Genomic DNA, 26410 nt, shown 5'->3' on the forward strand with positions numbered 1-26410 from the left:
GTCATATTTGTAAATTGGAGTACTTCTTAATACCTTGTCAAAACCCTTATTGAGGCATTGCCAGCAATTGTTTGATAATATGATCAATCAATGCACTGGAAGTCATTATATCCGTGGACCAAGATAGCGATGTACCCACCGTTATGATCCGATTATGTTGCACAGCAGGTAGTGATTTCCAGACCGCATTATTAGTAGGAACTTCCGTATCTCCTATAGCGATTAGATAATCCCCTATGTAAGCAGCCAATACCTCCATAGAGATATCTCCCCAATATTTATCTGCGTCAATAATATCAGTTTGAACTTTTGATGGTGCCTTCATTTTAAGTTCATTATAAACAAGCTCGCCAACCGCATGTTTGGCTCCAGCGATGTAGTTACTTTTATCACTGAATTCCCCCATAGTAATCGTCACGTCTGAAAGACCTGCATTCTGAAGGGCTAACTTCGCTTCTTCGATTTTTCCGGCATAAGCACTCAAAACAGCCTTAGCCTCTTCCTGCTTGTTCAAAACATCGCCAATAAAATGTATACGCTCTTCTGTAGTCATATCACCATAAGGGACATAAATTGTTGGGGCAATTTTGGATAAATCTTCATAATTTTCATCACCCCATGCTAAAATGATCAGATCAGGCTCAAGAGTCATGACATCTTCCGGCTCCATAGCTATTTTAATGGAGTCTGTAATCTGGTTAGCAAAAACAGCCTCTTTCCCGTCCCTTGCTGCTCTCGCCACACCTAGAGGAGTTACACCCAGGGCTACCACATCACCAACCAAGTAATCGACTACAACACGCTGAGGGTTGTTAGGCACCTTAACGTCACCCTTTACTGTGGATATCGTTCTCGTCTGCGAGACTGCTTCTGAAGCTTTCGTCTCCGATACTTCCGGTTGTGTCGTCTGTTGTGTCTGTGCAGGGTTTGGATTTACCGTTCCCCCGTTATTCGATGGCGTTCCCGACGCACATGCCGACAATAACAGCATCAAGCTCATCGCCGCCGCCAAGATCATTTCTTTACTTCTTACTTTTCCAAACATGATTGATTCCCCTTCTCTATAAGACTGGACTAGACCTGCTAGTTCCCTCTCATAGTAAAGAAAATGAGAATCATTATCAATACCATCAACCTGCATGGATAGTGCGTTTATTTTCCGATAATCACTTGGTGTCATCTTGTAATACTTCTTAAACATCCGAAACAGATTTTTCTCATCTGCAAAACCAGATCCTGTTGCGATCTCTTTAATGGTTGCTTCTGTATGCTTCAAGTCATGGCAGGCAGCTTCAATCCTTCTCTGAATGAGGTACTCCTGTAAGCTCATGCCTTCCTTCTTTTTGAACAGCCGCGTCAATTGCCCGCCACTGATCCCAAACATATCGGCAATTTCTTGAAACATAATCGGCTGCATGTAATGTTTATCGAGGTATATCTTGGCAGAACAAGCCGGATCTGGCTGGAGATACCGAATCTCACCACTCTCAAAATCTCTGTAGACCCCATGAATCAATTGATATAGAAAACTTTTGGCCTGCAGCTGATCCATCGCCTTGCCGCGGTTCCAGCCATTCATCATCTGTTGAAACCAATCGAGTAGCAAGATAGGATTACTTGGTGTATAACCAAACTGTTGAACAAATGGGTTCACTTCCTCCAGTAATTGCTGCAGGTGCCTCTTGAAAAAAAGAGGTAATTCTGCTTTATAAAACACCATAAAGGTCTTCACATTCTCCCCTATAGGTGAAATACTGAGCAGGCTCCCCTTCCCTCCGTGAACTAAACCAAAGCGTTCCATTCCAAATGTGGTTTCATTCAGTTGAATTTGTGCTTCTCCTCCACATGCATAGATAAACATGCTACTAGGCATTTTATACTGCTCCAACGGGTATTGGGACGCTACATTCTGAAAACGCACGTCTATTAATGTAATGATCGAACGTGTCCAAATAAGGGCCATCGTATCGATCATCTCCGGTGTAAATACCTGGCTTGCTGCTGCTTCGTCTTGCATCTATCTGCGCTCCCTCATCTCACTTTTTCCATTTTATATATCACCTATTAATTGATATTGATTATCAATATCATAATTCATGAGGTAAGTATATCATCATTAAGTGACATTGGGGACAGGGGCCGAATAAATGTATAGAATCCTTATCTAGGATGCTTTCATGAACGGTCATCGTTGCATCAACCCCACCTTTAAACACAGATATCGTAAAAATGAACGTTTCAGCGGGCTTCCGCTTCGAGAAATTTAGAAGAACATCGAATCGGCAATCACAAGTTCTTGCCCTGAACAAAAGACAAGAACTTGTTCCAATAAAAAAACCGCGCCCAGCGCGGATTCCAGTGAGACTATGTTCTTGTCCTCTGATCGGAGAATCGTTTCTCAATCTCAGCAGAAGATATAGTTTACAGCTAAATATCACGAAGCAGTGAAGTATTAAGCTCCGCTCTCCCCAAGTAGCCGCTGCAGATAACGGGGCGGTTAATGATTTCATACATTTTTTTAAGATCGGAAATGTACTCTTGGCTCCAAGTTTCAAACGAATCGAATTCCGCCATTGATATTTGATGGTACTCCGGGGAGTCGGTTACCCCCGTTAGGACCTCATATGCATAAATATTGTCACCAAACTTTCCTACAGATTGGTATCTACCTGTTTTCAGGCGGATATAATCGGTATATCTCACGGTCTTCCCTCATCCTTTCATTGATTTCATCATGTCTATTTTCTTAATCTTGTATAAATCTAACTCCGCAGCAACTCGTCCCGCGCTTCCGTCAGTGCGAACCCCAGCAGATTTCTACCCCGCCATTTCACGGGATTCTCCGCATCTGGATTGGACTGGCCCATGCCGATCCCCCAAATACGGTCCCGCGGGCTAGCCTCCACAAGGATGCGGTTCTTCGTCGAGTTAAGATAATCGTTAAGCTTCGGATTCTGCGAAAATTTGGCCAAGCTGGCTCTTTTGACGATACCGTAACATTCCTTATCCCAAATATCTTTGTCAAAGTTTTGGACCGCACGTCCAAAAGCCTTCATCTCTTTTGGGTGCTTAGCTTTAAGGATGGACTCCAGCATTTCGTCATCGCCGAACAACCTTGCCTTTTCGGCCATCATAAACTGCTCGGCGCAGGAGTACTGCGTTCCCTCTACCGTGAACGGGCACATCCACCATTGGCTGAAGCAGCTTTTATCGACGCTCCCGTCCTTAGGCGGTGTATGTCCCCAAAAAAATACGAATTTGAACTTTTTTCCTTCGTTATATACTTTTCTTAACTCATCGATATTGTAAATCATCGTTAACCCTCCAAATTTCTCCGATATAAGCGGGATGGCCTATGCCCCGCATTTTCGGTATAATGATCGGTCTCCACTACAAGATCTGCAACTTTACGCCGGAAGGCCGCCTTCAACAGCTCTTTATCCATAATTACCTCATACACCTGCTGCAGTTCCGTCAAGGTAAAAAGCATCGGCATCAAGTGCAGTGCAATATCGGTATAATTCACTTTTCCCCGCAACCGATCAATCGCGCATGCTATGATCTTCGCATGGTCGAAGGCTAATCCGTCATTCGATACGATCTCATAATCCGTGCCAGTCGATGTAGTCTTCGCTGTCATAGTCCTTGCCACGACCGCCGAAAGTTCTTCTTCTTCACTGCTTAGTTTGAGTTCGTACTCCAGCGTCTTGATGTATCCGTCCTCAATCAGCTCTTTTTGCTCCCGCAGCGGCCGATAGGATACCTTGAACCAGGCGGCGTCTGCTGCATCATCTCCTGCCTTAAGCTCCAACTTGTCGTTGTTGATCAGAGCCATATAGCTGCAGCTTATCACCCAGGTTCGTGGGTCGCGCCCGATATCACTGAACGTATACAGCTGCTCCAGATAAATGTCTTCCACGCCGGTTTCCTCGCATAGTTCCCTTACTGCTGCCTGCTCAGTCGTCTCATTCGGCCGGACAAAACCGCCAGGCAGAGCCCATTTGCCCAAGAAGGGGTGAGCCCCCCGGCGAATAAGGAGGACGCGTAGCTCTTTTTCCGGCAGTTTGCGATAACTGTCAGCATCCTCTTCCGTCACAGTGAAAATAACCATATCCGTTGTCACTGAAGGCCGCTCGTAATCCCCTGCTCTGTATTGCTCCAAAAATTCGCGTTCCATAAGTCCATCCTTATCCAACAAATCCAAGTGGGTACGCCTCCTTTATATTTGATTTAACCGTTCAGCTCTCCGAAATAGTTTCCGTAGGGCTCGAACTTTGCCAACACTTCATCAACCTTGCGAATACGTTCCTCCAGGCTCCCCCGCAGCGTAATATAGGGGATCCGACGCTCCTTCAAATCCGCGATAATCTGTTTATGAAACACATGCCGCTTCTGATCCCCACTGCGGTCCCACGTATCGTCGTAAGGAATATCGTCAGCGCATAGGAAGAACAGATCATAACGTTGCGCGTTCTCAAGAGCGATCCGGGTTAACAGCTCAGGGGCCCGGCCGTGGTAATCCAGGGCGAACATATACGTCGTGATCGCATTGGTATCGACGAACAGAACCCGGTTCGCCTCAAGTATTGCCTGTTCTTCGCGCTCGATATGACCCACCGCGATTTCATCGAACGCTTCCAAGCCGATTCGGCGGTCCACCTGATGTTCGGTCCAATAATCGCGTCCGTATTCGTTCGCGAACGTCGTGCAATATCGCCGTGCCAGCGCTTCGGTGATCGTCGACTTCCCCGTCGACATCGCTCCAACGAACACCACTTTCGTGATCAAATCCCGGTACACGATATCACTTACGAACTCCCTGTACTTATATGGATTGGAACGGACCATCGTCGCTGAGATCGGAACCCGCTCTCGGGCTTCATCCACCCGCCGGTCTATTGCACCCAAAGAGAGACTCATATGTTTGCCGTAGAACTCGCTCGAGTAAAAATGCGTTACTTGCTCTCCGTTCAGCAAACCGAGTATATACTGTTCTTCCCGAATCTCATGCTCCCTGTCATCCGAATACCCGTCCGGACCGTCCCAAGCCTCGATTACCCGGACTTCCGGATAGAGCCTGCGAATCCAATTTGCCCGGACATGAAGCGGGATCGGGGTGACCGTCGTTTCGTAAATGACCAAGATCAATTCATCGACTTCTTGTAGCGCCGTCTCGATCATGAACTGATGGCCTTTATGCAGCGGGGCAAACTTCCCCAGTGTTAGTCCAAGCGTTTTCATGCCGCCACCTCCTTAGCCCCTTTATTCCAAATATAGTACCCGTATACTGCGTTGACCAGATACGCGCTCCACATCACGATCATCATCAGGCCTTCTCCGCTACCCTCCAGCATACGAATCACCCACAATAGCACCGTAAAGAGATTTAGCACGATATAGACCAGCCATTGTTCCTTGAATCTTCTAACCATTAAGAAGGCCGCCCCAACAGACAGCACCGTCGTAGTAGCATCGATGTAAGGCGAGTTCTGTCCCGGAATGAACGAAAGACCAAATCCGAGGAGCAAGCAGCCGATTACACAGACCATCCCAACGAGGAGCAGTCTTCTAAGATCCATCTGCCTCATGGTCAGCCTACCGTCTTCTTGCCGATTACTTTTCCACATGTAGAAGCCAATGACATTCATTGGAACGAAGAATAGCAGATTGAGCATAACCTCTCCAAACAAACCGTTAATATAGGCCAAATAAGCGTAACCGACTGTATTGTACATGCCGAAAACATAGCTCATCAGGTTGCCCTTCGCCGCAAGCACCACGCATAACACCCCAGTAATAAAAACCGTAAATCCGAATAAAGAGTCCTTTGTTATCACCGTAAACCCGACAGCGATTGAGGTAAACAGTACCAACCACGTAATTTCGAACAGATTCCAGCTACCCGCCACCTTTTTCATCTTGCATCCCTCCGCTTTTTCGACTCATTCATAGAGTGAAAAACATAAGTTTTACTTAGTATCATTTTGTTAATAACATATTGTTACTATCAAAAATAACAGAAAATCCTGCGAAGGGCAAGTAAATTCTTCCTATTTCTACAGACAGGTACTTATTCATTTGTAATGGTTCGTTATAGGATCAAGCATAAGCCCTTTGCTCTAGGGATAATTGAACTCCTCGCCAGTAAGGTATGCGTTTGGAAGTCCAGAAGGCTTCTCAACAGAACTAACTTTAATTGTGTGAAAATAAAAGAAAACCCCTAATAAAAGGGGTTTCCTCCAATCTTGTTCAACTAACGTACCAATAGGTGAACTGTTTTTTTAGGTATGTATTTTATAATTCTCACTCTATAAGGTTTACTATTCCGTCTTTATACTTAAATAAATAATCACCCTCTTTTTCTAAGAGAACAGGTAAATATTGAGCTACCATTTCAGCAATTCCTAAATTACTTGGGTTCAATATCCAATCAATTTGTTTCCAATCGAGAATACCTTCTCTCGTTATTTGTATGGGCTGATTTCCTAAATTCTTATCTACTTCGAATAAGTACAGATACAATCCATCTTTTTCCTCGCCATTTTTATCCCAGGTAATGATACCTTTTGAATAGTATTTGCTTACTTTAATACCCGTTTCTTCTAATACTTCACGTTTTGCACCATCATCAGCATTTTCGCCTACTTCATTTTTACCGCCAACACCGTTCCACACGCCCATAATTGGTGGTTTTTCACGATTCAACATTAAGATACGGTCGTCACTCTTTAAAAAACACACATTATATTGAAACACGAAATCATCTCCACAATTAAATTGTGCACTACATCAGATAAACCCGTCTTCGGGTTCACCAACATCAAATCCTAATACTTTTGTCGCTTCCAATTTAAATCTCTCTATCCAAGAATTCCAATCACCATTACTCATCTGTGCATAAAATGATAATCCACTTGGCTCTACTGAGGCCACAATAAAAATATCATCATCTTCCTGCCCGAACCAATAGGGAATTCCATTTTTATATCCTATCCAACCTGGCATACTCTCATATATATTAGTTACTTTATCCCAGACTTCATCTGATAGGTAATACCATATATTTAGATTGCAATTTTGAGAGGTTAGGTTACTCATTTGTGTCCCTCCTTTAGCCAAGATCTATTTCAGATCCTAGCTTCACTTATCTCTATATAGCATCAGCAACTTATAAGAGTCAGCAGCTCTGATAGAATAACTCTAAGCTCATGCTCCGTCTGCTCTGACTTCACGGCTTTTTCCAGCTTTGCTCGACTTCCGAATATCCGGTATAGAACCTGCTCCCGTTCATATATTTCTTTAGGAGACACCTCTCGAAGCAGCACTTCTGCTAGCTCGGCCCGATCGATCACGAAGTTTTTGACAGATCTTGCTTCCTCATTTCCTGCTAGCAGAATGTCTACTAGGACTGGTATAAGCTCAGCCTCTACACCGTGCGCATCAATAAAGGCCTCCGCATAACCATCCTGTATCATTTGGTGCTCCGTATCTACCATCTCCATATAACGAGAGATGAGTGAAAAATATTCCTTGCTATATAATCCTAATCCGAGTACAGCATAGGTACCAGGCATGACCGACTTTTCACCCGGATTTGTGTCCTTGTACCACGCATAGGGCTCCATAGCGATATTCGCATACGCAGCTAGCTTAGGATATAGAGCCGGATATGCGAGTGCACCAGCAAAAAACTGATGAAGACCTGATTTAGCCATTTTTTTTAGAGGAAGATAGTTCTTTTGTGTGCTTTTAAGCTTCAGGTAATATTCCTTCGGAAATCCTTGCTGCAGCAATTCGTTAATGTGATCTAATGCTTCTCCATAAGCTGTTTCCTCCTCGGTCAAAATCCGGATTTCAATGCTCTGGGTTACATCATTATTATCAACTTCAACACGGGTTCCTTTATATACTGGAGTGAATTTCCCGCTTCCCCCCTGAATATACTCCGCTGCGCGTTTTGAACCAAGCTGGACAGCAAGTTTCAAATATTGTTCCCGGATGTCCGGTTTCGTTTTTCCAATTTGCAGAGCGGCATATACAAAAAAGGAAAGTTGATCTGCATTCGGATCCATAAGCGCCATATTCTCTTTAGGTATCCAATCCATTCTAAAGCTGCCTGTACGCACAAAATGGCGAGGAAGAAAAACATTCTGAATCCAATCATCCATAGCCGAAGTATACTGGCCAGTCCATTCGTCTAAGCGTCCCCTATTACTTCTGAGCTTGTCGGACAAACGCTCTATTAATGGGCCAACCGCATTCTCTTCCTGCTTCAAAAGATCAGGATTCATCAAGTGATGAGAAAAGAAAAACTGGTCATCAACACTCGGCAATACCGGAAGATCAGACATGATTTTGGATGTTATAAACTTCTGTAATGATTTGCGGAGTTCGTTCAGCTTCTCTTCGTTTACCAGATGCACGCAAAGCGTTAAGTCTTCGTCTTCCATTTCAAAGGAAAGTACGATCTGGAATCGGTAATCAAAAAAACGAGGACCTAGTTTATCTGATAAAAAAAGCTCCTCCACTCTCTTGCATAATGCCGGGTAAAGTTCAGATCTAATTAATTCATCCGTGAGCTCGGCGATATAAGGACCTGCTTCGATTTCATAAGAGCTGTCCGTCCAATCAAGCGGTTCTTCAACATCAATATGTATTTTTCCTTCACGCCAAGCTACTTGGAGATAATCCTTTATCCCAGCCTGAAGCGGACGATTGCCTATGAATTCATTTATTCTTATAGTCTCTTTGTTATATATGGTCATCATCTCGCTCCACACATCGTTTAAAAACCTCTGTACTGCTGCGTTCATTCCCACTCCTCCTCATAGTTAATGCTAATAGAACTTAGTACTCCTCATGCAGATTGAAGACGGAGCAGCAGTTGATCAACCAGATCTGTCTCTCGCAGCTGGTTGATCCAGCGCTGAGGGATATGCTCATAGCCATATCGGATTCCGGCAAGACCGCCTGTGATACAGGCCGTTGTATCCGTGTCGTTGCCTAAGGCAACTGCTCGTTTGACGGCATTTTCGTAGGAAGTGCAGGTTTGGAGGATCATACATGCACTGAACAAGGAATCCACGACATAACCAGATCCTTCGCCATAGAATACTTTATCAGGCTGAATGTTCTCTTCAAGCTCCCGTTCATGCTCAGGCATCTGCTGGTAGATCTTTCGAAGCTTGCTAAGAGCAGTTCGGTAGCACAGATTGAAGTCTTGCTTTTGCAACAGTTCACGTGCAATTAACACATACAAGGCACAACATACCTGATTACAGATATGTCCATGAGTTACAAGGCATTGAGTATGTGCGTTTTGAACGAGCTGCTCGTCTGTTCCTTTATGCCACAAGGCAAGTGGTAGCACGCGCATCAGCGCTCCATTCCCTTTCCCATCAGGAACCGTATTGCCACTCTCGTAAGGGGACATTCCATGGTAATAAGTAGTCAGCGTACGACTGGTTTGTATCCCAATATCAAAAACTTGTTGGGCTACTGCCCATCTACCTTCGTGATACCAATCGACCAATTTGTCTGCAAAATCAGTTAGCTCCAGTGTACCTTTATCGATCAGACTCTCCAGCAGACATAGTGCCTGCGCACCATCATCCGACCAGGTGCCTGCAGGGACATCTCGGTAGGTGGGCTGAAAGCCCACAGGAGGAGTAAACTCAATATGCTTCAGAGGTGGGAGCTGCTCCGCTGATCTGAATTCATAGGGGACACCAAGAGCATCTCCAATCAATAAGCCGTAAAGCCCACCCTTAATTTTATCCCACATGTTGTATTCTCCTTATCACTAGATATAATTTGGATCAAGTTGCCTACAAATATATAAGCCTACCCTATCAATATTTAAACTGTTTTGCATCATCTAAATAAAAATTGAAAAAATAAGCTTCCAATGAACAATACGATAGTAATCTAAGCCTATTTTGAAATCAATACATAACAAAAGATGAGGCTGTTTTTAAAAATCAACAACCTCATCTTTTTTATTAATCTTTCCCGAATAATTACGTATCTCTACTTAAATAACCAATCAACTTTTTCTGCGTATTCGCTGTTTACTTTAGTCTCAGTAATTAGTTAGGGTGAAGTGCCCGGGCCATCGCATCCATATAGCCCTGAACAGCGCGCTGACTCACTTCTGTTTCTGGAGCGAAAATTTCGAAAAGGTGAAAACAACCGGGATACAGGTGGAATTCAACATCTACACCTGCTTGTGCAAGTCGTGCCACATACTCCATTGTCTCGTCTCGGAATAGATCGAGCTGACCTATACAAGTATAGGCTGGCGGCAAACCTGCCAAGTTCTCCGCTCTCGAGGGTACTGCATAAGTAGATTCTCCTCTGCCAACGCTCTCCTCGCCCAGGTACATGTTCCAAGCTGCTATGTTGTCTGTTCGGTTCCAGATTGCGCCTGCTTCTGTAATCTCATGACTGGACGGTGTGATGTTACGGTTGTCAAGCATCGGGTATAATGGCATTTGGAAAATAAGAGAGGGTCCTCCTTTATCACGCGCCATCAGCGCGAGTGCTGCTGTCAGTCCGCCACCACCGCTAGCACCGGCAATTGCAACCCGATTCACATCAATGCCAAGCAAGGCTGCCTCCTCCGTCATCCATACCAATCCAGCATAACAATCTTCGATCGCCGCCGGATAAGGATGCTCGGGAGCAAGCCTATAATCAACCGATACGACAATACATTCAGCTGTCTGAACAAAACGTTCGCATAATTCGTCGTCCATATCCGGATGTCCTAACACGTATCCGCCCCCGTGAATCCATAGCATGGCAGGTAACAAGTCATTCGTTCGCCCGGCAGGTTCATAAATTTTCACCAGCATCTCGCCTCCATCCCTCGGGATTTTGCGACTGGTTGTGTTTACATGCTCTGATCCTTTCACGGATGCAGCTGACACTAAGCTCCTGCTCCACTCTAAATTCTTCTCCAATTCAAACCCAGGAAATTGTGAATAAACCTCTCTTAATTCTGGTAGTATACGTGTTTCATTACTCATAATAATCCCTCCAAATAAAATAATGAATTCGTTCGTTTACGTCTTATTCATAGATAATCCTTATCCCATTTGAGCTTCCCACTTGGCAATTTCCTCTCGAACTCGCGGCGCAACCTCTGTACCGAGCAGTTCTATAGCCCGCATAACCAACTCATGCGGCATCGTACTTAAGGGAACATACATCATGAATCGTGTAATCCCTACATGCTTACGCAGATGGATTATTTTTTGGGCGACTGTTTCCGGATCCCCTACATACAACGCACCATCAAAGCGTCGGGCAGCATCATAGCTGGAACGATCGTAGTACGCCCACCCCCGTTCTTTGCCGAGCTTATTCATACCGTACTGGGTAGACGGAAAAAAGAGTTCTGCCGCCTGTTCCGTATCTTCTGCAACAAATCCGATGGAATGTGAACCTACCTGAAGCCGCGATACATCATGTCCGGCATGAGCTGCCGCCTTTTTATACAGTTGTACAAGCGGTGCAAAATTGGTTGGGTTTCCACCGATAATCGCCAGGACTAATGGCAGGCCCAGAAGTCCTGCACGCACGGCAGACTCCTGGGTACCGCCACTACCAATCCATATGGGTAAAGAGTGCTGAACAGGGCGCGGGTATACACCCAGATTATTTATCGCTGATCGATGTCCTCCACTCCATGTAACTTTCTCAGATTCCCGTATTTTCAGAAGCAGCTCGATGTTTTCATTAAATAAATCCTCATAGTCATGCAAGTCATACCCAAAAAGCGGAAAGGATTCAACAAAGGAACCCCGGCCCGCTATAATCTCGGCACGTCCATTGGATAAGCCGTCAAGCGTGGCAAAATCCTGAAACACACGGACAGGATCAGCTGATGAAAGAACCGTCACAGCACTCGTCAATCGAATCTGCTTTGTTAGGGGGGCTGCAGCAGACAACACCACTGCTGGTGATGAAGCTGCATAATCTTCACGATGATGCTCACCTATGCCAAACACATCAAGTCCTACCTGATCCGCAAGGACGATTTCTTCGACGACTTCTCGTAATCGCTGTGCGTGACTCATCACAACTCCGGTCTCAGTATCAGGCTTTGTTTCTATGAACGAAGTAACACCTATTTCCATAGTTAATCTCTCCTTATATTTTCTCTTGCAATTCGCCCGACATCATCGGTGCAACCCAATTTTTTAAGAAGAATGCTCAAGACAACGGATTAAAGCCGTCCAATCCAACTCACCATAACCATTGGCAATTCCTTCAGACAAGTGATGGTGGATAAGCTGACCTAAAGGTAGAGGAGTTTGAACGGACTTCGCTGCCTCAATAGCCAATGCAACATCTTTTAACCCAAGCTTCATTTTAAAACCGGCCGGTTCAAAGCGTTGTTCGCTCATGATCGCTCCATAGTTCTGATATATTGGAGATTGAAAAAGAGCATTCACGACATTCATAAATCGGGACGAATCAATACCGTGCTTTTCTACCATTAGCTGCACTTCCGACAAAGCTTCCAGCATTGAAGCAATTAGAAAGTTAACGCCAATTTTCACAACGTTCCCTTCTTCGCCGTGATCCCCAATCTCTACTATCTCTTGACCCAATACTGTTAAAACGGGAAGTACCCGTTGTCTTGCTTGTTCCGGACCAGCTAAAATAATACGCAATTTAGCTTCTTTAGCGGCATCTGGGCGCCCCATCACCGTGGCAGACACAAAGTGTTGCTTTCGCTCCGCATGCGAGACGGATAATTTTCGAGCCAGATCTACGCTGATTGTACTGGCAGAGATGTGAATTCCATTTTCCGACAATCCATTCAGAACACCATCTGGTCCCTCGACGACCTCCTTCAAAGCAGCATCATCAGAAAGCATGGTAATTACAAGATTGCTTTCTTTCACTGCCTCTAGCGGTGTTTTGGCATATCGTGCTCCCTGTTTCATTAAGGGTTCAACTTTTTCAGGGGTCCGATTAAAGATGACTAATTCATAACCCGCTTTCGACAGATTTTGGGCCATTGGGAGCCCCATATTTCCAAGCCCAATAAACGATACTTTCATTAGACACCTCTCCTTATTTTGATGGGTTTCTCAATAACGGAATGATCGTTCCAAAATAATCAAAAAAATATAGTCTAACATATACTCTTCAATTATCACTTTCATAATATGGGGAATATGATAACGGAACGATCGTTCCGAAATAATTAAAAAAAATTAGATTCCTGCTATTACAAAGCTAATCATCTCTTTTGCACGTTCCGGATTCTGATCTGCTTTGGCCATAATATTAATACTTTGATGTAAATTCAACAATAAATAAGACAACGCTTTGATATCAGTCGTTTTATCAATTTCTCCCCGTTGCTGGCCCTTTTCTAAAAGGTCACAAAAAGCTTGCTCTAATTCCAAAAAACTAGTCTTTATCAACTCATTAATTTTTTCATCTGGCGACTCCAATGTTGTAGCTACATTCGTAACAAAACACCCGCCCGGCAGGCTGGTATCGTATGCTGAAGCAATATGATACTCAAAAAATTGAAGAATTCCATCTCTAACACTAGATGCATGTTCAAGAATAGCCTGCTTATTGAAATTCCCCTTTTTATAATGCTCAAGGGCATCTGTATACAAGGTTTGCTTGTCGGAAAACGTATCGTAAAGGCTGGATCGGCTAATGCCCATCACCTCTAGTAAATCCGGTATGCTAGCCGCTTCATATCCTTTTTTCCAAAACAACAGCATGGCTTGATGCAGGGCTTGATCTTTGTTAAATTCTTTTGTCCTAGCGATAAGTAACACCTCCCGTCATTGAAATATAACATATCTGAACTGATCAGTCCAGATTTATAAAATAAACGGACACTCATATTGGTGTCCGTTCTTAAGAGCAAATACTTATTTATTGAATTGCTCAAAAATATCTTTTATCCAAACATCAATGTTTGTTGCATATTATTCTAGTTTAATGATCAAATCAGCTAGTTCAGAGTTAGGCATCTCGTTTACGGTAAAATATAATAGCTGCTGTAATAAAGATCAGTGTCCATAACAGGGAAATACCTGTCCCTTCCATTGGTGTAAGGACATTTATTTCATTAGAGGAAGGTGGCATATACATATAATATCCTGCTGTATCCGGAAAAAAATATTTAGTATTGTCTAGAAAATCTTTCGACAATGGACTGACAATGAAGTAATAGCCAAGCAGTACCACTAAAGCAGGAGTAGTTCGTCTTAATAAAGCACCTATAGCTGCACTGAGAAGTGTGGTTAAAGTTAGATAGCCTGTTGCACCTGCTAATGATTTTATCATTTCGTCTATTTCAATCACTACTGCTGTGTCTTTCATCATGATAAAGGTATATAGTACACCTGATGCAGTAGTAAAAGACGCCGCAGGAATGGTTATAATGGTTAAGGCCAAATACTTCGTGGATAATTGAAACCCTCGCCAAGGTATCGTAGTTAAAGTAGTTCGAATCTGTCCCCCTGTATACTCTGAACAAGTAGCTAAGATACCAAGAATAATGAATCCTGCTTGAAGATATCCCATAGAAGAAAGTCCTGTATTCAGTATATTTTGCGTTCCTGCTGCCCCTTGTAGATCAACAGAAGTAAAAGCAGCGGCTAAACCTAAATTAAGAATGAATGTAACCAAAAGAGTGAGCCCTATCAATGGTAATGTAACTAATTTATCCAGTTCAGCACCCAGGATTTGTGTTATCTTTCTACTAGATGAGACACTCATGCTGCAACGTCCCTCCTATGGAATACAATAGCTGCAACAATGAAAACAACGACTACCCAGGCAAACATGACTAAACCGCCTGTGAGGGGGGTGTGAAACCTCTCGAATAAACTGCCTGTGGACGTGTTGTCCGTAAACATAAACATTTCAGCGCCAGCCCTATCTGGTAAGTAAAACGCCAACTTTGTAATCCTATACAACAGGACACTAAATGATACAACGGATGAATTTATTATGAGCACAGCAAGCGGGAGGATGCCATTCTTAGTTAGAAAAGTAATTCCAAGTGCTAAAAGAGCAGTGAATGTCCAGTAACAAATGGCACCGATAAGTCTGGACCATTCAAATGCAGGGGCATATTCACCAAGAATAAGATGCGTTGCAGACACAGTTGTCATAATAGCAACAATACAAAGCAGTATGCTGATCACAGTCACAGCGCCTGCTTTTGCCAGCAAAAAATGAAGACGGGATGAAACAACAGTTAAACTCGTTGTAATCTGTTGTCCTCCACCAGATTCACTGCTCTCTGTCAAATACTCACTGCTGACAGCAAGCACACCAAGAATAATAACGCCTTGCACACCAAGAGCTAACCCGATATAGCCAACTTCCGATAGCCGCGTGCTAACTCCAGCTATAATCTCCTCTTTTTGTGCTATGCTGTCCAAGGCAGAAATAAGCGCTGGGGCAAACGCTCCAATGAGAAAAGCAAGCCAAATACCCGGTAAGGAGAACAATTTAGATAGTTCCGCGTTGAATGCTCTCATACAACTTCACCCGCATTTTCAGATGTCAGGGCAAAAAAGGCTTCCTCCAGCGTGGAATAGTTACCTATTACTTCTTCCAATGTTCCATCTGCAACGATAGTTCCATGCTTAATAATCACCACATCATCAACCGTCTCTGCAAGCTCTCCCATTAGATGACTGGATAACAACACCGTATTTCCAGACTCAGCACGTTCACGTAAAAATGTCCGAATCCACCGAATTCCTTCTGGGTCGAGCCCATTTACGGGTTCATCTAAAATCAATACTTTTGGATCACCGAGTAGCGCAGCTGCTATTCCAAGTCTCCTCCCCATACCAAGAGAATACTTCCCAACTCTTTTTCCGGCTGCATTAGTAAGACCTACTATTTCCAGAACTTCCTCGACACGTGAGTTAGACAATCCTGCGGCACGGGCAATCCAACGCAAGTGTGCCCGTCCTGTTCGCATACGATGAGCTCCAAATCCATCAAGTGCGGCACCTACTGTTGATACAGGATTATGTAATTCTGCGTATGGCTTTCCATTGATTAGTGCACTCCCTGAGGTAGCACGATCTAATCCAAGCAGGATGCGAAGTGTAGAGCTTTTACCTGCTCCATTTGGACCTAGAAAACCAGTTACTCTGCCAGGTCTAGCTTTAAAACTGATACCTGATAAGATTTTCCCAGTTCCGCGATGTTTGACTAAGTTATTAATTGTAAGCAACCATAACACTTCCTTTCTGTTATGGTTCTAATTATAAAGAAGCAAAGTTACATCTCGGTTATCCTGCTGTTTACTTCTGGTTTAACTTTAGGTTAAGCTCTACCAATAGCCACTGTTGTGCCGTTTTCATTTGATGTAAAGCCAGCTTTAAGCTTCATTTTATTCAACATATAATTTGAAGTCGATAAACCTATCCCCACCCCACGCTCATAGGAAGAGTTATCCATCCCCGGACCTCTGTCTGCAACAATGATCTGTTCTTTTTCTACATCAACCACAATGTTTACATATTTCCCCTCTGCTGCATGGCGGAGAATATTCTGAAATAAATTATCCAGAACACGTGTTATCCATTTAGGATCTGCTTCCCAATAAAAAGTCTTCTCTGTCGGTAAATCAACCTCGATCCGGATTTCTTTTTCTTCAAATACAGGATACCACGCAGCAACAGATGCTCTTACTAAACGTCCAATATCTGTTGAAGTGGGCTCAAAAGGATGTTTTCCTGATGTAAGCAATGTATAGGAAAGTAAATCATCCATTAGATCTCCGACTCTAGTAATCGTATGGTTCATCTCTGATAATGAGTTTTGTCCTTCTAGACTCATTGATTCTTTATTTAATCGGGTGACATGTCCTCTCAAAATGGTAAGCGGCGTTCGTAAGTCGTGAGATAAATTCGCGATGAGTCGATGTCGTAACAATTCCTCTTCATGTTCTCGCTTGCGACTGTCTTCAAGCTGTTGAATCATCCAATTAAAGGAACTTCCTAACTGGTCTAATTCATCCATACGATCACTTTGAACAGCTATTGGTTTAGGAAATGAGTTATGATTAGCTGAAAATGACATGACTTCCTGTAAGCAGGTGAGACGTTTACGAAGTCTCAAGAAGAAAATCCAAGAGATTACCACAAATGCGACAATAATAAAACCAAACACAAGAAGTACAATGTAAAAATAATTTAACTTATTCAGCTCTTCTTCATTAAAAGGAGACGCAATGAACGCAGATAAGAAAATAAGTACGATCGGAGGTAAAAAGATAAATAGAAAATGTCCTTTTAGAAAACGACGAAATAATGATTTAGTCTGTCTCATAGTTTCACCCGATAGCCTATTCCCTTCAACGTTTCAATAATCTCTGGGGAGTCTGGATGGCGTTCCAGCTTTTGACGCAGTCGATGAATATGTACCATTAATGTTTTATCACCTGTGATATAAGCTTCTTCCCAGATGGCTTCATAGATTTGTTCTTTTGGTAAAACTTGATTAGGGTGGCGTAAGAAGTACATCAAAATATGATGTTGTTTCCCTGTCAATATAATTTCTTCTCCTGTGTGTTTGTCAAATACCATTTGGATGTCTGGATCTACTTCAATATAATTCCCTAATGAAATGCGTTCGGAATGTGTTCCGCCCTTTCGACGGATTAATACTTCTAATCTAGCAATTAGTTCATCCGTATGGAATGGTTTCGTTAAATAGTCATCAGCAAATTGTAACCCTTCTACCTTATCATCTATCGATGTTCGAGCAGTTAACAGCAAAATAGGAACAGCAGGAGCTGCCTTTTTTAATCGTTTCCCCACAGTAAATCCGTCTAAACCGGGTAACATGATATCCAAAATAACGATTTCATGCTGATTTACTTCTTTTTCAGCTCCTTCACCAGAAAGCAGCCACTGTACTGAAAATCCTCGTTGTTCCAATTCTTCCTTTACCCAACTGCCGATCTTCTCATTATCTTCAATATATAACACGTTTCTTTTCAAGTAACTTCCCTCTTTCTAAACCGAGTTCACTATTAGACAGATTAACACAATCTAAAGAATTGTTTCCAGTTAAGACAATTTTATCGTTCGTGCGGACTTTCACCGCCAAGTTATCGTCCATGACTGTCGCACACTAGAAAACCCTCTAACATGGCAGTGCATGTTAGAGGGTTTCGAGCGTAGCTGCTAATTTTAGGAAATACTACTTCATGATACTAATAGATTTCGAAGTATTATCGAAGAATATATTTGCACCAAAATACTCAACAATGAAACGTAATGGGAGCATAGTACGACCGTTTACAAGTTCAGCTGCTACATCCATTCCTGGTGCAAGTTCACCGATCTTAATCGATAAAGTCTGACCTTTCAAGGTGATCATTACGGTTTTCGTAACGTTATCCCAGCTTACATTTGCTCCTAAGCTCTCGGCAATGAAGCGCAGTGGGACTAACGTTCTGCCTTTAACTACCGTTGAAGCAACGTCCATACTCATTTCGATTCCGTTTAATTTATATCCTGTCTTTCCTAGAGTGAATTCCAATTTCACAGGTTCAGGCTTGGCTGTAATGAAGATATAACCTAGTCCTTTTGCCGTGAAGGTAAATTTACCTGTCTCACGCTCATAGTTGCCGCCTAAACGCTCCATGTTACCGTTCAATTGAAGCATAACACCGCATAGCATGTTAAGATCGTTTGTCGACAGCTTCTCTTTTGACAGATCGAAGGTTACGGGTATAAGCCCTCTATAATCCGTTACTTCCCGGCCATCCACGAAGATCTTTAATTCATATCCCCGCCCTATAGCTCCGTCTCTTTCATTTACAGGTTTAATGACAATCTTCATCCGCTTTCCTGTATTCAATTGCTTCAACAATTCAGCGGATAATTTAACAGATACGGTGTCATTCGTAACGATTAGCGGTTTGTCGGCATTAATAATCGCACCGATCGTATCGCTTTGAATCTCAAGCTCATCTTTTCCGGCTGACATCGTCAATGCAATGGAATTGCCCTTCTTCAGCTGCTCTTTGATTGTAGCATCAATACGCTCCGCTACTGATGACTCTGGCGAAGGAGTCGGCGTACTGCTGTGGCCATTTGAATTGCCGCCATTGTTATTGCCATTATTGCCACCACTGTCATTTGTAGTAATTACAATAGTTAACTCTATCGTATCCATGCCAGCATGATTGGAAGCCGTAATATTGAATTTGTAAGTTCCCGCTTCAGTAGGCACGCCTGAAATAATACCCGTAGCTCCTTCTAAATTCAGCCCAGCAGGTAAATAATTATCACTCACTTTCCAGGTAATCGGTTTGTCGCCGTAAACCGCTAATGTTACCGTATACGGTTGTCCAACGTTGCCGCTTAGCAGATTCTTAGTGATAATCTCCGGAGCTGTATCCACTGGCTTATCTTCTTTAATCTCGATGCTCAATGCTCGCTCATCTCTACCAAAATCATTCGTTGCTGCAACAGTGAATTCGTAATATCCCGCCTCTAGAGGCGTACCCGAGATAACGCCTGTTGCTTCATCTAGGTTCAAATCTACTGGCAAATCTCCTCCCTGGACCTTCCAAGAAATCGGTTCACTGCCATATACCGCTAGTGTTACTGTATACGGTTGTCCAACTTTGCCATTTGGTAAATTCTTAGTGATAACCTCCGGAGCTGTATCAACTGAGACATCTTCAGTGATCACTATATTGAACTGTTTTGTGTCACTGCCAACGTCATTGTTTGCTTGAACTTTGAACGTAAATTGACCCCATTGATCCGGTGTACCAGAGATAACACCAACATCTTCATCCAAGCTCAATCCTGATGGTAATTGACCCTCTACAACAGCCCATTTGATCGGCTTATCGCCATCAGTGGTAAGAACTGCCGAATAAGGTTGTCCTACCTTGCCATCCGCAAGCGAATTCGTCATTATCGTTGGTGCCGTACCTGCGTCTTCAGCCCATTTCGCATATAATTCAATATCCCTTGTAACAGGATCAGCATCGAAATTCCAAGCATCGTTTAATCCTTTATCTTGATACCAACCGCCGAAAACAGTTTTATCTTTTGTCGGCGCTGTTGGCTCGGTAATTGTACCGCCCATGTCAGCGAACTTCACCGCAACTTCGCTGCCCCCATTGGAATCAAAAGTTACCGCATAAGGGTTGTGCGCGCCGATGGAAGGCGTTCTACCGCTAAGTGAATTGCCGAAGAAGTCTGTTCTCTCCGTCATATGAGGCAGAGCATTCGCCCGATCCACATATGGGCTTACAATCTCGGCACCTGCACCATAGGCCAGGTTATTACCATCCGCAAGACGGAACCCGTTCATCGCATCGTAATCAAGCTTGGCATCCACTGTCCCACTGTTGGTAATCCAATGTTCAGGTGCAGATTTATAATCTTTTAATATAGAATTCAGTTCCTCTTCCGTTACATAGCGGTTGTCTGTTGCTGTTACGCCTGCACCTAGATATCCGCCTCCACCTGCGTTCATGCTGCCAAAAAGATTAGCCGGATACACAATGTTGTTCGTAAACCGTCCGGCTGCAAATGGAGCTGATGTTCCCCCGCCTTTCAGACCAACCTGGTTGTTTGCCCCAGTGTAGGCAAATATATTATTTTGGAAATAAATGTGCAAGTTGAAGGCTGTCGGGTCAAATACTAACGAACTGCTATTCTTCAATGGTGTGACGATGACATTGTTATAGTATAAGCCACTTAATTCCTCGCTCGTTGAAGAACCTCCTGCAAGCAATATTAGACTGTTAAAGCTCTTGTTAAAATCGGGGCTGCGGCCGTCGTTCACGCTAATATTATAGCGAACGATATTGCCCTTGGCAGCATTCATCTGTAAGTACCAACCACCATAGTTATTTCGGCTGTAATTGTATTCATACACATTGTCCTGACAATAGTTGTCAATGTCCCAAGCCATACCGTCATTACTTGCATGATAAGGGTTATCCACAGCTTCATTATAGCGGAAGATGGTGCCTTTACTTGCCATAATCCACGCAGCCGCATAGTTTTGCGAACCTAGATATGTTGGTGTTGTATTATTTGGCCCCCAGTTCGTAACCAGATTGCCGCTCTTATCGCTTAAATAGCTATAACCGTTGTCTGTGACCACATTTCGTTCCACAAGGGAGTTGTTCCCGCCGGACATGACAATGCCATCTCCAACCGAACTAGAAACCCAGTTGTTTCTAAACACAGCGTTGGATGCCCAAGGATAGCTTGAATTACTCCAAGTAATACCTGTGTTATTAGTCCCAGGATTGCTTGGCCCGTAGGCATTATTGCGAATCCCTTCGTTATCACAACGAAGGGTTTTGTTGCCTTCAACCAATATATCCACATAACCATTAATAATGATACCGCCGGATACCTTACTTGCTCCATTTGCTTGGTGCAGCCCATTAACATCATGAACATAGTTATCTCGAATGACGATTCCTTGCATACGAGCATCAGCATAATCTTGAATATTAAACTGACCTTGTCCCAGCTTGGAAATCCGTGACATTACAGCGATACCGGAGCGGCCGTCACCTGCCGCATTGCCGATGTTCGTTACTTCAATTCCACTGACTACCCAATAGTTTACGTCATATAACTCTATGGTACCGCTTAAGGAAATGCCTGATGGGCTCGACGCTGTTCCTCCACCATTAATTACCGGGCGTTGGTTAGGGTCGGTCGTATTATATTTTGTAAGTGTAATCGGATTTCCTTCCTCACCATTGCCGCGCAGTCTGATTTGTTCGTTCCATACGCTATTCGCATCCAGATAAATAGTTGAACCTGGCATAAATACATATTCATTAATCTTGGAGATTGATTTCCATGCCGTAGCTGGTGTGCGTCCATCTGCATGATCGTCACCGTTATTGGAGAGATAATAATCACGGACTTCAAGGGGTACAATGTTCAACTCGAAGGTGATTTCGGCAGGATACAGATCAAGTCTAACGGTATATTTTCCCGGCACGATATTATTTCTTGTGAATGATTTTTTGTTAATCTTCAATACATTACCGCTAACCGTATAATCCACATCCCGCAGCAGAGTTACAGCGCCGATCTTCACTCCAGCCAGATCCGTTAAATCAGGATTTACGGTGATATTATAGTCATCCAGACCAATAACATATGTGCTGTCTTCCAAGTGACTATACTCTTTAGGCAAGAGCTTTAGCGTAATAGAAGCTGTTCCGGTTTGGGCTGCTATTCCACTATCGATAACATATACGTCATCGATAAAATGCCTGTTCTGTATATCCTTAACCGTTCCAGGCTTGTTGCCCCAGTTCGTAGCAAGCTGCAATGCATCGATCTTGGAAATATTGTTCTTAACTGGAGTATCAAAATTTCCGCCAGCTGTTGTTTGCCTTTGAATGTCTTGTCCATCGATTTTATAGGTTGTTCCTGTTGATGTAACGAACCATTGAAATTTATGCCAACCTTCGCTTCGCTGGACATCTACAGGATAGAATCTCCCGGATGAACCAGGCCTGACTGCGTAATTGGTCAGATTTGCCGCCCAGTCACCATCTCCATTGCCATAATTTATTGCGATATGTTCATTGGACGATGGGGTTAAGCCAAAGACAGCGTGGTCATTGGAAGCCGCTCTGCCATCATCATAGTACCAAGCAGTAACGATTGTTGTCTTACCGGTTGCAGGGGCATAATTATAGGTACCTGGAACAGTCGCCACCTGACCGGCGCCGCTTGATGTCGCGGCCTTTCCTCCGGTACGAGACATCACATCGCTGTGAACATATCCGTTCGCACCATTTGAAAATTTCTTCTCCCCTTCAAATCCATCGTAAAACTTAGTGTCAGCCTTATTGAAGTAATCAACGCTCACATGTACAGTAACTTCTTCGTTCCCTGTCGGAATATAACCTTTCTTAACCGTCACGAATCCGGCATCATCAACTTCAATCTTATCCTTGTCTTGATCCGCCGGACTGAAGCTGATGTTATCAGCAACGAACACATCAGCTGTGTCAACCATTAACCGCGTTCTATCTCCTGCCCGTAATGTATCGTTCTGGCGAATTAGCGCAATGTTCGCTGAATATTGTGCACTCTCCCCTGACTCATCAGAGTCTAAGAATCGTGACGTTGCGTTGCCGTTTGCTTTTATTTTAAATGTATCATTTAAAGTCGGGGACAAAGCCGCATCATTGCTTGTTGCTGCAATCGGGCTTCCTTTAGCCACTCCATTACTGAAGAGTTGAACCGAATAGGCAGATGCGTTAGCGACGCGATCCCATGTAGCGTACGTGCCGTTCCATCTGGCATTTGCCGGTACAGGCAATTTCTCAATCTTTAATATTCCGGATGCTGCAACTTCTTCACTGATATCTCCCGCATTATTTATGACAATAGCTGTAACAGTGTAGTTGCCCACTCCCAGTGCCCTTGCATAGGGCAGAACATGATGCCTTTCATGATTGTTAGGATGGTCGGGTCCCCCATTTTTCGATAAATAATAACCAACAGGTACACCGTCTTTGAACAGTGTTACAAGGGTATCCCCGTAATTGGAAGCGCCATTATAAATACCCGAATCCGAGTCAAGCGTTGGATTAATTGGTGCATTCACCTGCGTATTGGTGGTTATCAACAACGGTACAGCATGGGATTTCACTACAACTCCCTCTGCCGAGGAAACTTCGCAATAATAAAAATTGCCTTGTTGTGAAGCTGCGTCCACATTGGAAAGTGTTAATACTGCCTTATCAGCTCCGCTGACTTTTGTCCCGCTCAAGCCAGTCTCATCATCAGATACATACCATTGATAAGCAGTAGCAGCGGCTGATGCCGTAATGCTAAATGTTGCTGTCTCACCTTGTTTCACTTCTGCAGCTGTTGGCTGAGTGCTTATTTCTAAATTTGGCAATCCGCCGGGAGGCACCAAATTCACTGTTAATGTTCTGGTTCCTGTTGTTGTAGCCACATCTTTTACAACATAAAAATCGTCGATTAGATGTTTATTTTTAATATAAGCTTTGTTCCCTGTCTGGCTATTCCATCCTCCCGCTATTTTAGGCTGAATGGTTGTACCGCTCTTCATAGCTCTGTAAATATCACTTTGCGCTGAATCGGATATTAATGTTCCGTCTATTTGTAACGTCGCACCATTTGGTGTAATAAGCCACTCGAATTTATGCCAGCCTGTGGAACGTAAAGCCCCGCTATCTTTCCAACGGTTGCCTGCTGTACCCGCTGATGATGGTGCATAAGCCCAAGTATATTTCGTCGGGTTATGAATAACATCAGCCTCTGAACTTTGATAGAATGTCCCGGCAAAGGTGGCATTTTTACCATCTACAATAGCAAATTGCGTTCTATCCGTCGCAGTCTTCTCCTCATTAGGATACGGGTCAAAATACCATGCCGTCATCTTATAATTGCTGCCAGCCGGCAATGCCACATCTTGAGCTACCTTTTCATTATTCGTATCATCCGAAGGTGTAATCGCTTTCAATCCAGAACGGGACTGTGCATCGGACAGCGTGAATGACGAGCCTAATTTGCTCATAGATGTCATCGGACCATTGTTGTTCTCGAAGTCCTCCATGAATAACACTTCTGAGTCAGGGTAATAACCCGCCCTGGCCGTGATTGTCACCGGAACGCCCGGAGCATCTGGCGACGCAAATGTATAACCGTTAGATAAAGTAATGTTCCCCTGATTATTAACAGTTAAAAGTTGCGAATTGCTGGAATCATAACTTACCTCGTCAATAACCGGTCCTTTAACCAGACTGCTTAAAGGTGAACCTTTATACGTAAGATTTACCCTACCTGTTTGACCTGCCGCTTTTGTCAATTCTAGTACAACGGAGTCAAAAGATTCGCTCCCTCCCGCAGCTGACACTTCGGATGAAGGTGCCAAGCCGAACAGACCAGGGAATGCCAACGTTGTAGCCGTAACTATCGACAAAGCTTTTTGCATCCATTTCCATCGTATCATTCCAAAATTTCCTCCCTTTGAAATTAATAAATTTATACTTTATAAAAAATCTGTATCTATGGAAGTCTCAATAGACATAGATTTTTATAAACTTAAAAACTAACTATTCTAGTTCACTACTAACTCACTGAATCGATTACCGTTATACACGATCTTCAATTCATTCGTATTTGCAATTAACGCTCGCAAGTCAGACTCCGCCGATCCGTATAGAATGGAATCTTTCACTTCTTCCAGTTTAAGCTTGGTGATTTCCGGTTTTGTGGTTAATGTAGCAACGACATCCTCACCCATATATTTACCGATTACTGTCTCACCTACAGAAGCAGCAGCTAAAGACTCCCAGAACTTAAGAGACTCGGTATCTTCTTTGGATATATCTAAACGATTTAGCACTTTCTCTTCTTTGACTTGTCCCGCTGTCGCTAACGCAGCCGTTAATTTATCAGCTACACGAATATAATCCGCACTTTTTGATGCATACTCAACTTGTAACTGGGCGTCGCTCATTTTCGTTTTCTTTACCTGGGTTTCTATCAAATCCGGCCAACGGGCGCCACTTAAATATTGCATGTATTGATATAAATCAAACTGAGGCAACCCATAGTAAGTCTCTCCTGAATCATCCATCTTAGCTCGCTTAACATTTTCTTCTTCCATGTCGGATTTAAGCTCATCAAAGCTTTGGTAAGGGGCGATCCCCCGCTCATCTGCAATAAATTGCTCCTGCTTGGTTTTTAGCAATGCAGTCATCGCAGAATTTTTGGCGTATTCAGAGGGGGTTTCATGATTTTTGCCGTATTTACGTGTCCAGAAGCCCTCATCTACTTGAGCCCCATAAGTTCTGAAGAAATAGTCTGCTGTTACAGCTCTTTGCTCTGTTACATAGAAATGAAATTCTTCCTCTGTTACGGCATATCCATCTACTGTAAATATCCAGTTTTCAGGCAGCTCCGCCTTTTTGTTAGTTAAGCCCAACATGAGTAAAGCAAGAACAATCAGAGCGGTAAACAAGATAATCACTGTTGGTTTTCGTCTTGTAATCCCCATGACAGCCCCCTTTCCAATATTCAACCTAGCTTTGCATGAAAGCCATGACAGTGAAATTCTTCCCCGTTGCAGGAGAAGTTCCCAAATTTAAATGGTTAGACATTATTGTAAGTTTAGCCACCCCTTAATGTAAGCGCTTATTTAGACTGAATTAGAACAAATTTGACTTATAAAAAAACAGTCCTAGTTCGCAACTTTGTGTGTGCTAGGGGATCAATATCTTAAAAAGGAACTGTCGTTTGGTGTAAACGCTTTTATTTATGGATATTAATTTTTAAATTTTATTCACAAACACCTAGACACGGCGAAAATAGTTGTGATACATTTGAGCATAAGTAAT

21 protein-coding genes are annotated in these 26410 nt (G+C 43.3%); all 21 read right to left on the reverse strand.

The genetic code is table 11. The features are described 5' to 3' along the window. Positions 1 to 46: 46 nt before the first annotated feature. Positions 47 to 2017, reverse strand: coding sequence for an AraC family transcriptional regulator (locus NST45_RS11330; RefSeq protein WP_036677012.1), 1971 nt, complete (start codon positions 2015 to 2017; stop codon positions 47 to 49). Positions 2018 to 2427: 410 nt separating this feature from the next. Beyond that, the gene (locus tag NST45_RS11335; protein WP_036677015.1) at positions 2428 to 2703 is read right to left on the reverse strand and encodes a hypothetical protein; all 276 of its coding nucleotides are present in this window, start codon (positions 2701 to 2703) and stop codon (positions 2428 to 2430) included. Between the two features lie 59 nt (positions 2704 to 2762). Beyond that, positions 2763 to 3314, reverse strand: a complete 552-nt coding sequence (locus NST45_RS11340) for an NADAR family protein (RefSeq protein ID WP_036677017.1) — start codon at positions 3312 to 3314, stop codon at positions 2763 to 2765. A 2-nt stretch (positions 3315 to 3316) separates the two neighbouring features. Continuing rightward, complete coding sequence (locus NST45_RS11345) at positions 3317 to 4204, reverse strand: NUDIX domain-containing protein (protein WP_036677019.1); 888 nt, start codon at positions 4202 to 4204, stop codon at positions 3317 to 3319. 26 nt (positions 4205 to 4230) lie between these two features. Beyond that, positions 4231 to 5241: an AAA family ATPase gene (locus NST45_RS11350; RefSeq protein WP_036677020.1), complete on the reverse strand. Its 1011-nt coding sequence runs from the start codon at positions 5239 to 5241 to the stop codon at positions 4231 to 4233. Beyond that, the gene (gene pnuC / locus NST45_RS11355) at positions 5238 to 5918 is read right to left on the reverse strand and encodes a nicotinamide riboside transporter PnuC (protein ID WP_036677023.1); all 681 of its coding nucleotides are present in this window, start codon (positions 5916 to 5918) and stop codon (positions 5238 to 5240) included. The genes NST45_RS11350 and pnuC overlap by 4 nt, the downstream gene beginning before the upstream one ends. 385 nt (positions 5919 to 6303) lie before the next feature. Next, a complete protein-coding gene (locus NST45_RS11360) occupies positions 6304 to 6756 on the reverse strand; it encodes an 8-oxo-dGTP diphosphatase (RefSeq protein ID WP_036677025.1) in 453 nt (150 codons plus the stop codon). Positions 6757 to 6789: 33 nt separating this feature from the next. Then, positions 6790 to 7098, reverse strand: coding sequence for a hypothetical protein (locus tag NST45_RS11365; protein ID WP_036677026.1), 309 nt, complete (start codon positions 7096 to 7098; stop codon positions 6790 to 6792). Positions 7099 to 7160: 62 nt separating this feature from the next. Then, complete coding sequence (locus NST45_RS11370) at positions 7161 to 8813, reverse strand: DUF6138 family protein (protein ID WP_076141272.1); 1653 nt, start codon at positions 8811 to 8813, stop codon at positions 7161 to 7163. A 44-nt stretch (positions 8814 to 8857) separates the two neighbouring features. Next, the gene (locus NST45_RS11375) at positions 8858 to 9784 is read right to left on the reverse strand and encodes an ADP-ribosylglycohydrolase family protein (RefSeq protein ID WP_036677031.1); all 927 of its coding nucleotides are present in this window, start codon (positions 9782 to 9784) and stop codon (positions 8858 to 8860) included. 304 nt (positions 9785 to 10088) lie between these two features. Next, positions 10089 to 11030 carry an alpha/beta hydrolase gene (locus NST45_RS11380; RefSeq protein WP_036677034.1) on the reverse strand — a complete coding sequence of 314 codons (942 nt, stop codon included), beginning with the start codon at positions 11028 to 11030 and terminating at the stop codon, positions 10089 to 10091. A 60-nt stretch (positions 11031 to 11090) separates the two neighbouring features. Then, entirely contained in the window at positions 11091 to 12143 is a 1053-nt protein-coding gene (locus NST45_RS11385) for an LLM class flavin-dependent oxidoreductase (protein ID WP_076141271.1), read from the reverse strand. Positions 12144 to 12206: 63 nt separating this feature from the next. Further along, a complete protein-coding gene (locus NST45_RS11390) occupies positions 12207 to 13076 on the reverse strand; it encodes an NAD(P)-dependent oxidoreductase (protein ID WP_076141270.1) in 870 nt (289 codons plus the stop codon). A gap of 156 nt (positions 13077 to 13232) precedes the next feature. Beyond that, entirely contained in the window at positions 13233 to 13817 is a 585-nt protein-coding gene (locus tag NST45_RS11395) for a TetR/AcrR family transcriptional regulator (protein ID WP_249267693.1), read from the reverse strand. A 190-nt stretch (positions 13818 to 14007) separates the two neighbouring features. Continuing rightward, positions 14008 to 14766: an ABC transporter permease gene (locus NST45_RS11400; RefSeq protein WP_076141269.1), complete on the reverse strand. Its 759-nt coding sequence runs from the start codon at positions 14764 to 14766 to the stop codon at positions 14008 to 14010. Further along, complete coding sequence (locus NST45_RS11405) at positions 14763 to 15536, reverse strand: ABC transporter permease (RefSeq protein WP_076141268.1); 774 nt, start codon at positions 15534 to 15536, stop codon at positions 14763 to 14765. The genes NST45_RS11400 and NST45_RS11405 overlap by 4 nt, the downstream gene beginning before the upstream one ends. Continuing rightward, positions 15533 to 16246: an ATP-binding cassette domain-containing protein gene (locus NST45_RS11410; RefSeq protein WP_076141267.1), complete on the reverse strand. Its 714-nt coding sequence runs from the start codon at positions 16244 to 16246 to the stop codon at positions 15533 to 15535. The genes NST45_RS11405 and NST45_RS11410 overlap by 4 nt, the downstream gene beginning before the upstream one ends. Positions 16247 to 16338: 92 nt before the next feature. Next, a complete protein-coding gene (locus NST45_RS11415) occupies positions 16339 to 17346 on the reverse strand; it encodes a HAMP domain-containing sensor histidine kinase (RefSeq protein WP_076141266.1) in 1008 nt (335 codons plus the stop codon). Continuing rightward, the gene (locus NST45_RS11420) at positions 17343 to 18020 is read right to left on the reverse strand and encodes a response regulator transcription factor (protein ID WP_076126558.1); all 678 of its coding nucleotides are present in this window, start codon (positions 18018 to 18020) and stop codon (positions 17343 to 17345) included. The genes NST45_RS11415 and NST45_RS11420 overlap by 4 nt, the downstream gene beginning before the upstream one ends. A gap of 202 nt (positions 18021 to 18222) precedes the next feature. Further along, positions 18223 to 25020: a stalk domain-containing protein gene (locus tag NST45_RS11425; protein WP_076141265.1), complete on the reverse strand. Its 6798-nt coding sequence runs from the start codon at positions 25018 to 25020 to the stop codon at positions 18223 to 18225. 108 nt (positions 25021 to 25128) lie between these two features. Next, a complete protein-coding gene (locus NST45_RS11430; RefSeq protein ID WP_076141264.1) occupies positions 25129 to 26070 on the reverse strand; it encodes a hypothetical protein in 942 nt (313 codons plus the stop codon). Positions 26071 to 26410 lie beyond the last annotated feature (340 nt).

Origin of the sequence: Paenibacillus sp. FSL R7-0163 (genome assembly GCF_037969975.1) — a bacterium.
GTDB lineage: Bacteria > Bacillota > Bacilli > Paenibacillales > Paenibacillaceae > Paenibacillus_AQ > Paenibacillus_AQ odorifer.

What these genes read in the sequence shown, in the direction of transcription:
- NST45_RS11330 (WP_036677012.1), bottom strand. Translation starts at nt 2,017, where the DNA reads ATGCAAGACGAAGCAGCAGCAAGCCAGGTATTTACACCGGAGATGATC.
- NST45_RS11340 (WP_036677017.1), bottom strand. Translation starts at nt 3,314, where the DNA reads ATGATTTACAATATCGATGAGTTAAGAAAAGTATATAACGAAGGAAAA.
- NST45_RS11350 (WP_036677020.1), bottom strand. Translation starts at nt 5,241, where the DNA reads ATGAAAACGCTTGGACTAACACTGGGGAAGTTTGCCCCGCTGCATAAA.
- pnuC (WP_036677023.1), bottom strand. Translation starts at nt 5,918, where the DNA reads ATGAAAAAGGTGGCGGGTAGCTGGAATCTGTTCGAAATTACGTGGTTG.
- NST45_RS11365 (WP_036677026.1), bottom strand. Translation starts at nt 7,098, where the DNA reads ATGAGTAACCTAACCTCTCAAAATTGCAATCTAAATATATGGTATTAC.
- NST45_RS11370 (WP_076141272.1), bottom strand. Translation starts at nt 8,813, where the DNA reads ATGAACGCAGCAGTACAGAGGTTTTTAAACGATGTGTGGAGCGAGATG.
- NST45_RS11375 (WP_036677031.1), bottom strand. Translation starts at nt 9,784, where the DNA reads ATGTGGGATAAAATTAAGGGTGGGCTTTACGGCTTATTGATTGGAGAT.
- NST45_RS11380 (WP_036677034.1), bottom strand. Translation starts at nt 11,030, where the DNA reads ATGAGTAATGAAACACGTATACTACCAGAATTAAGAGAGGTTTATTCA.
- NST45_RS11385 (WP_076141271.1), bottom strand. Translation starts at nt 12,143, where the DNA reads ATGGAAATAGGTGTTACTTCGTTCATAGAAACAAAGCCTGATACTGAG.
- NST45_RS11390 (WP_076141270.1), bottom strand. Translation starts at nt 13,076, where the DNA reads ATGAAAGTATCGTTTATTGGGCTTGGAAATATGGGGCTCCCAATGGCC.
- NST45_RS11400 (WP_076141269.1), bottom strand. Translation starts at nt 14,766, where the DNA reads ATGAGTGTCTCATCTAGTAGAAAGATAACACAAATCCTGGGTGCTGAA.
- NST45_RS11405 (WP_076141268.1), bottom strand. Translation starts at nt 15,536, where the DNA reads ATGAGAGCATTCAACGCGGAACTATCTAAATTGTTCTCCTTACCGGGT.
- NST45_RS11415 (WP_076141266.1), bottom strand. Translation starts at nt 17,346, where the DNA reads ATGAGACAGACTAAATCATTATTTCGTCGTTTTCTAAAAGGACATTTT.
- NST45_RS11425 (WP_076141265.1), bottom strand. Translation starts at nt 25,020, where the DNA reads ATGATACGATGGAAATGGATGCAAAAAGCTTTGTCGATAGTTACGGCT.
- NST45_RS11430 (WP_076141264.1), bottom strand. Translation starts at nt 26,070, where the DNA reads ATGGGGATTACAAGACGAAAACCAACAGTGATTATCTTGTTTACCGCT.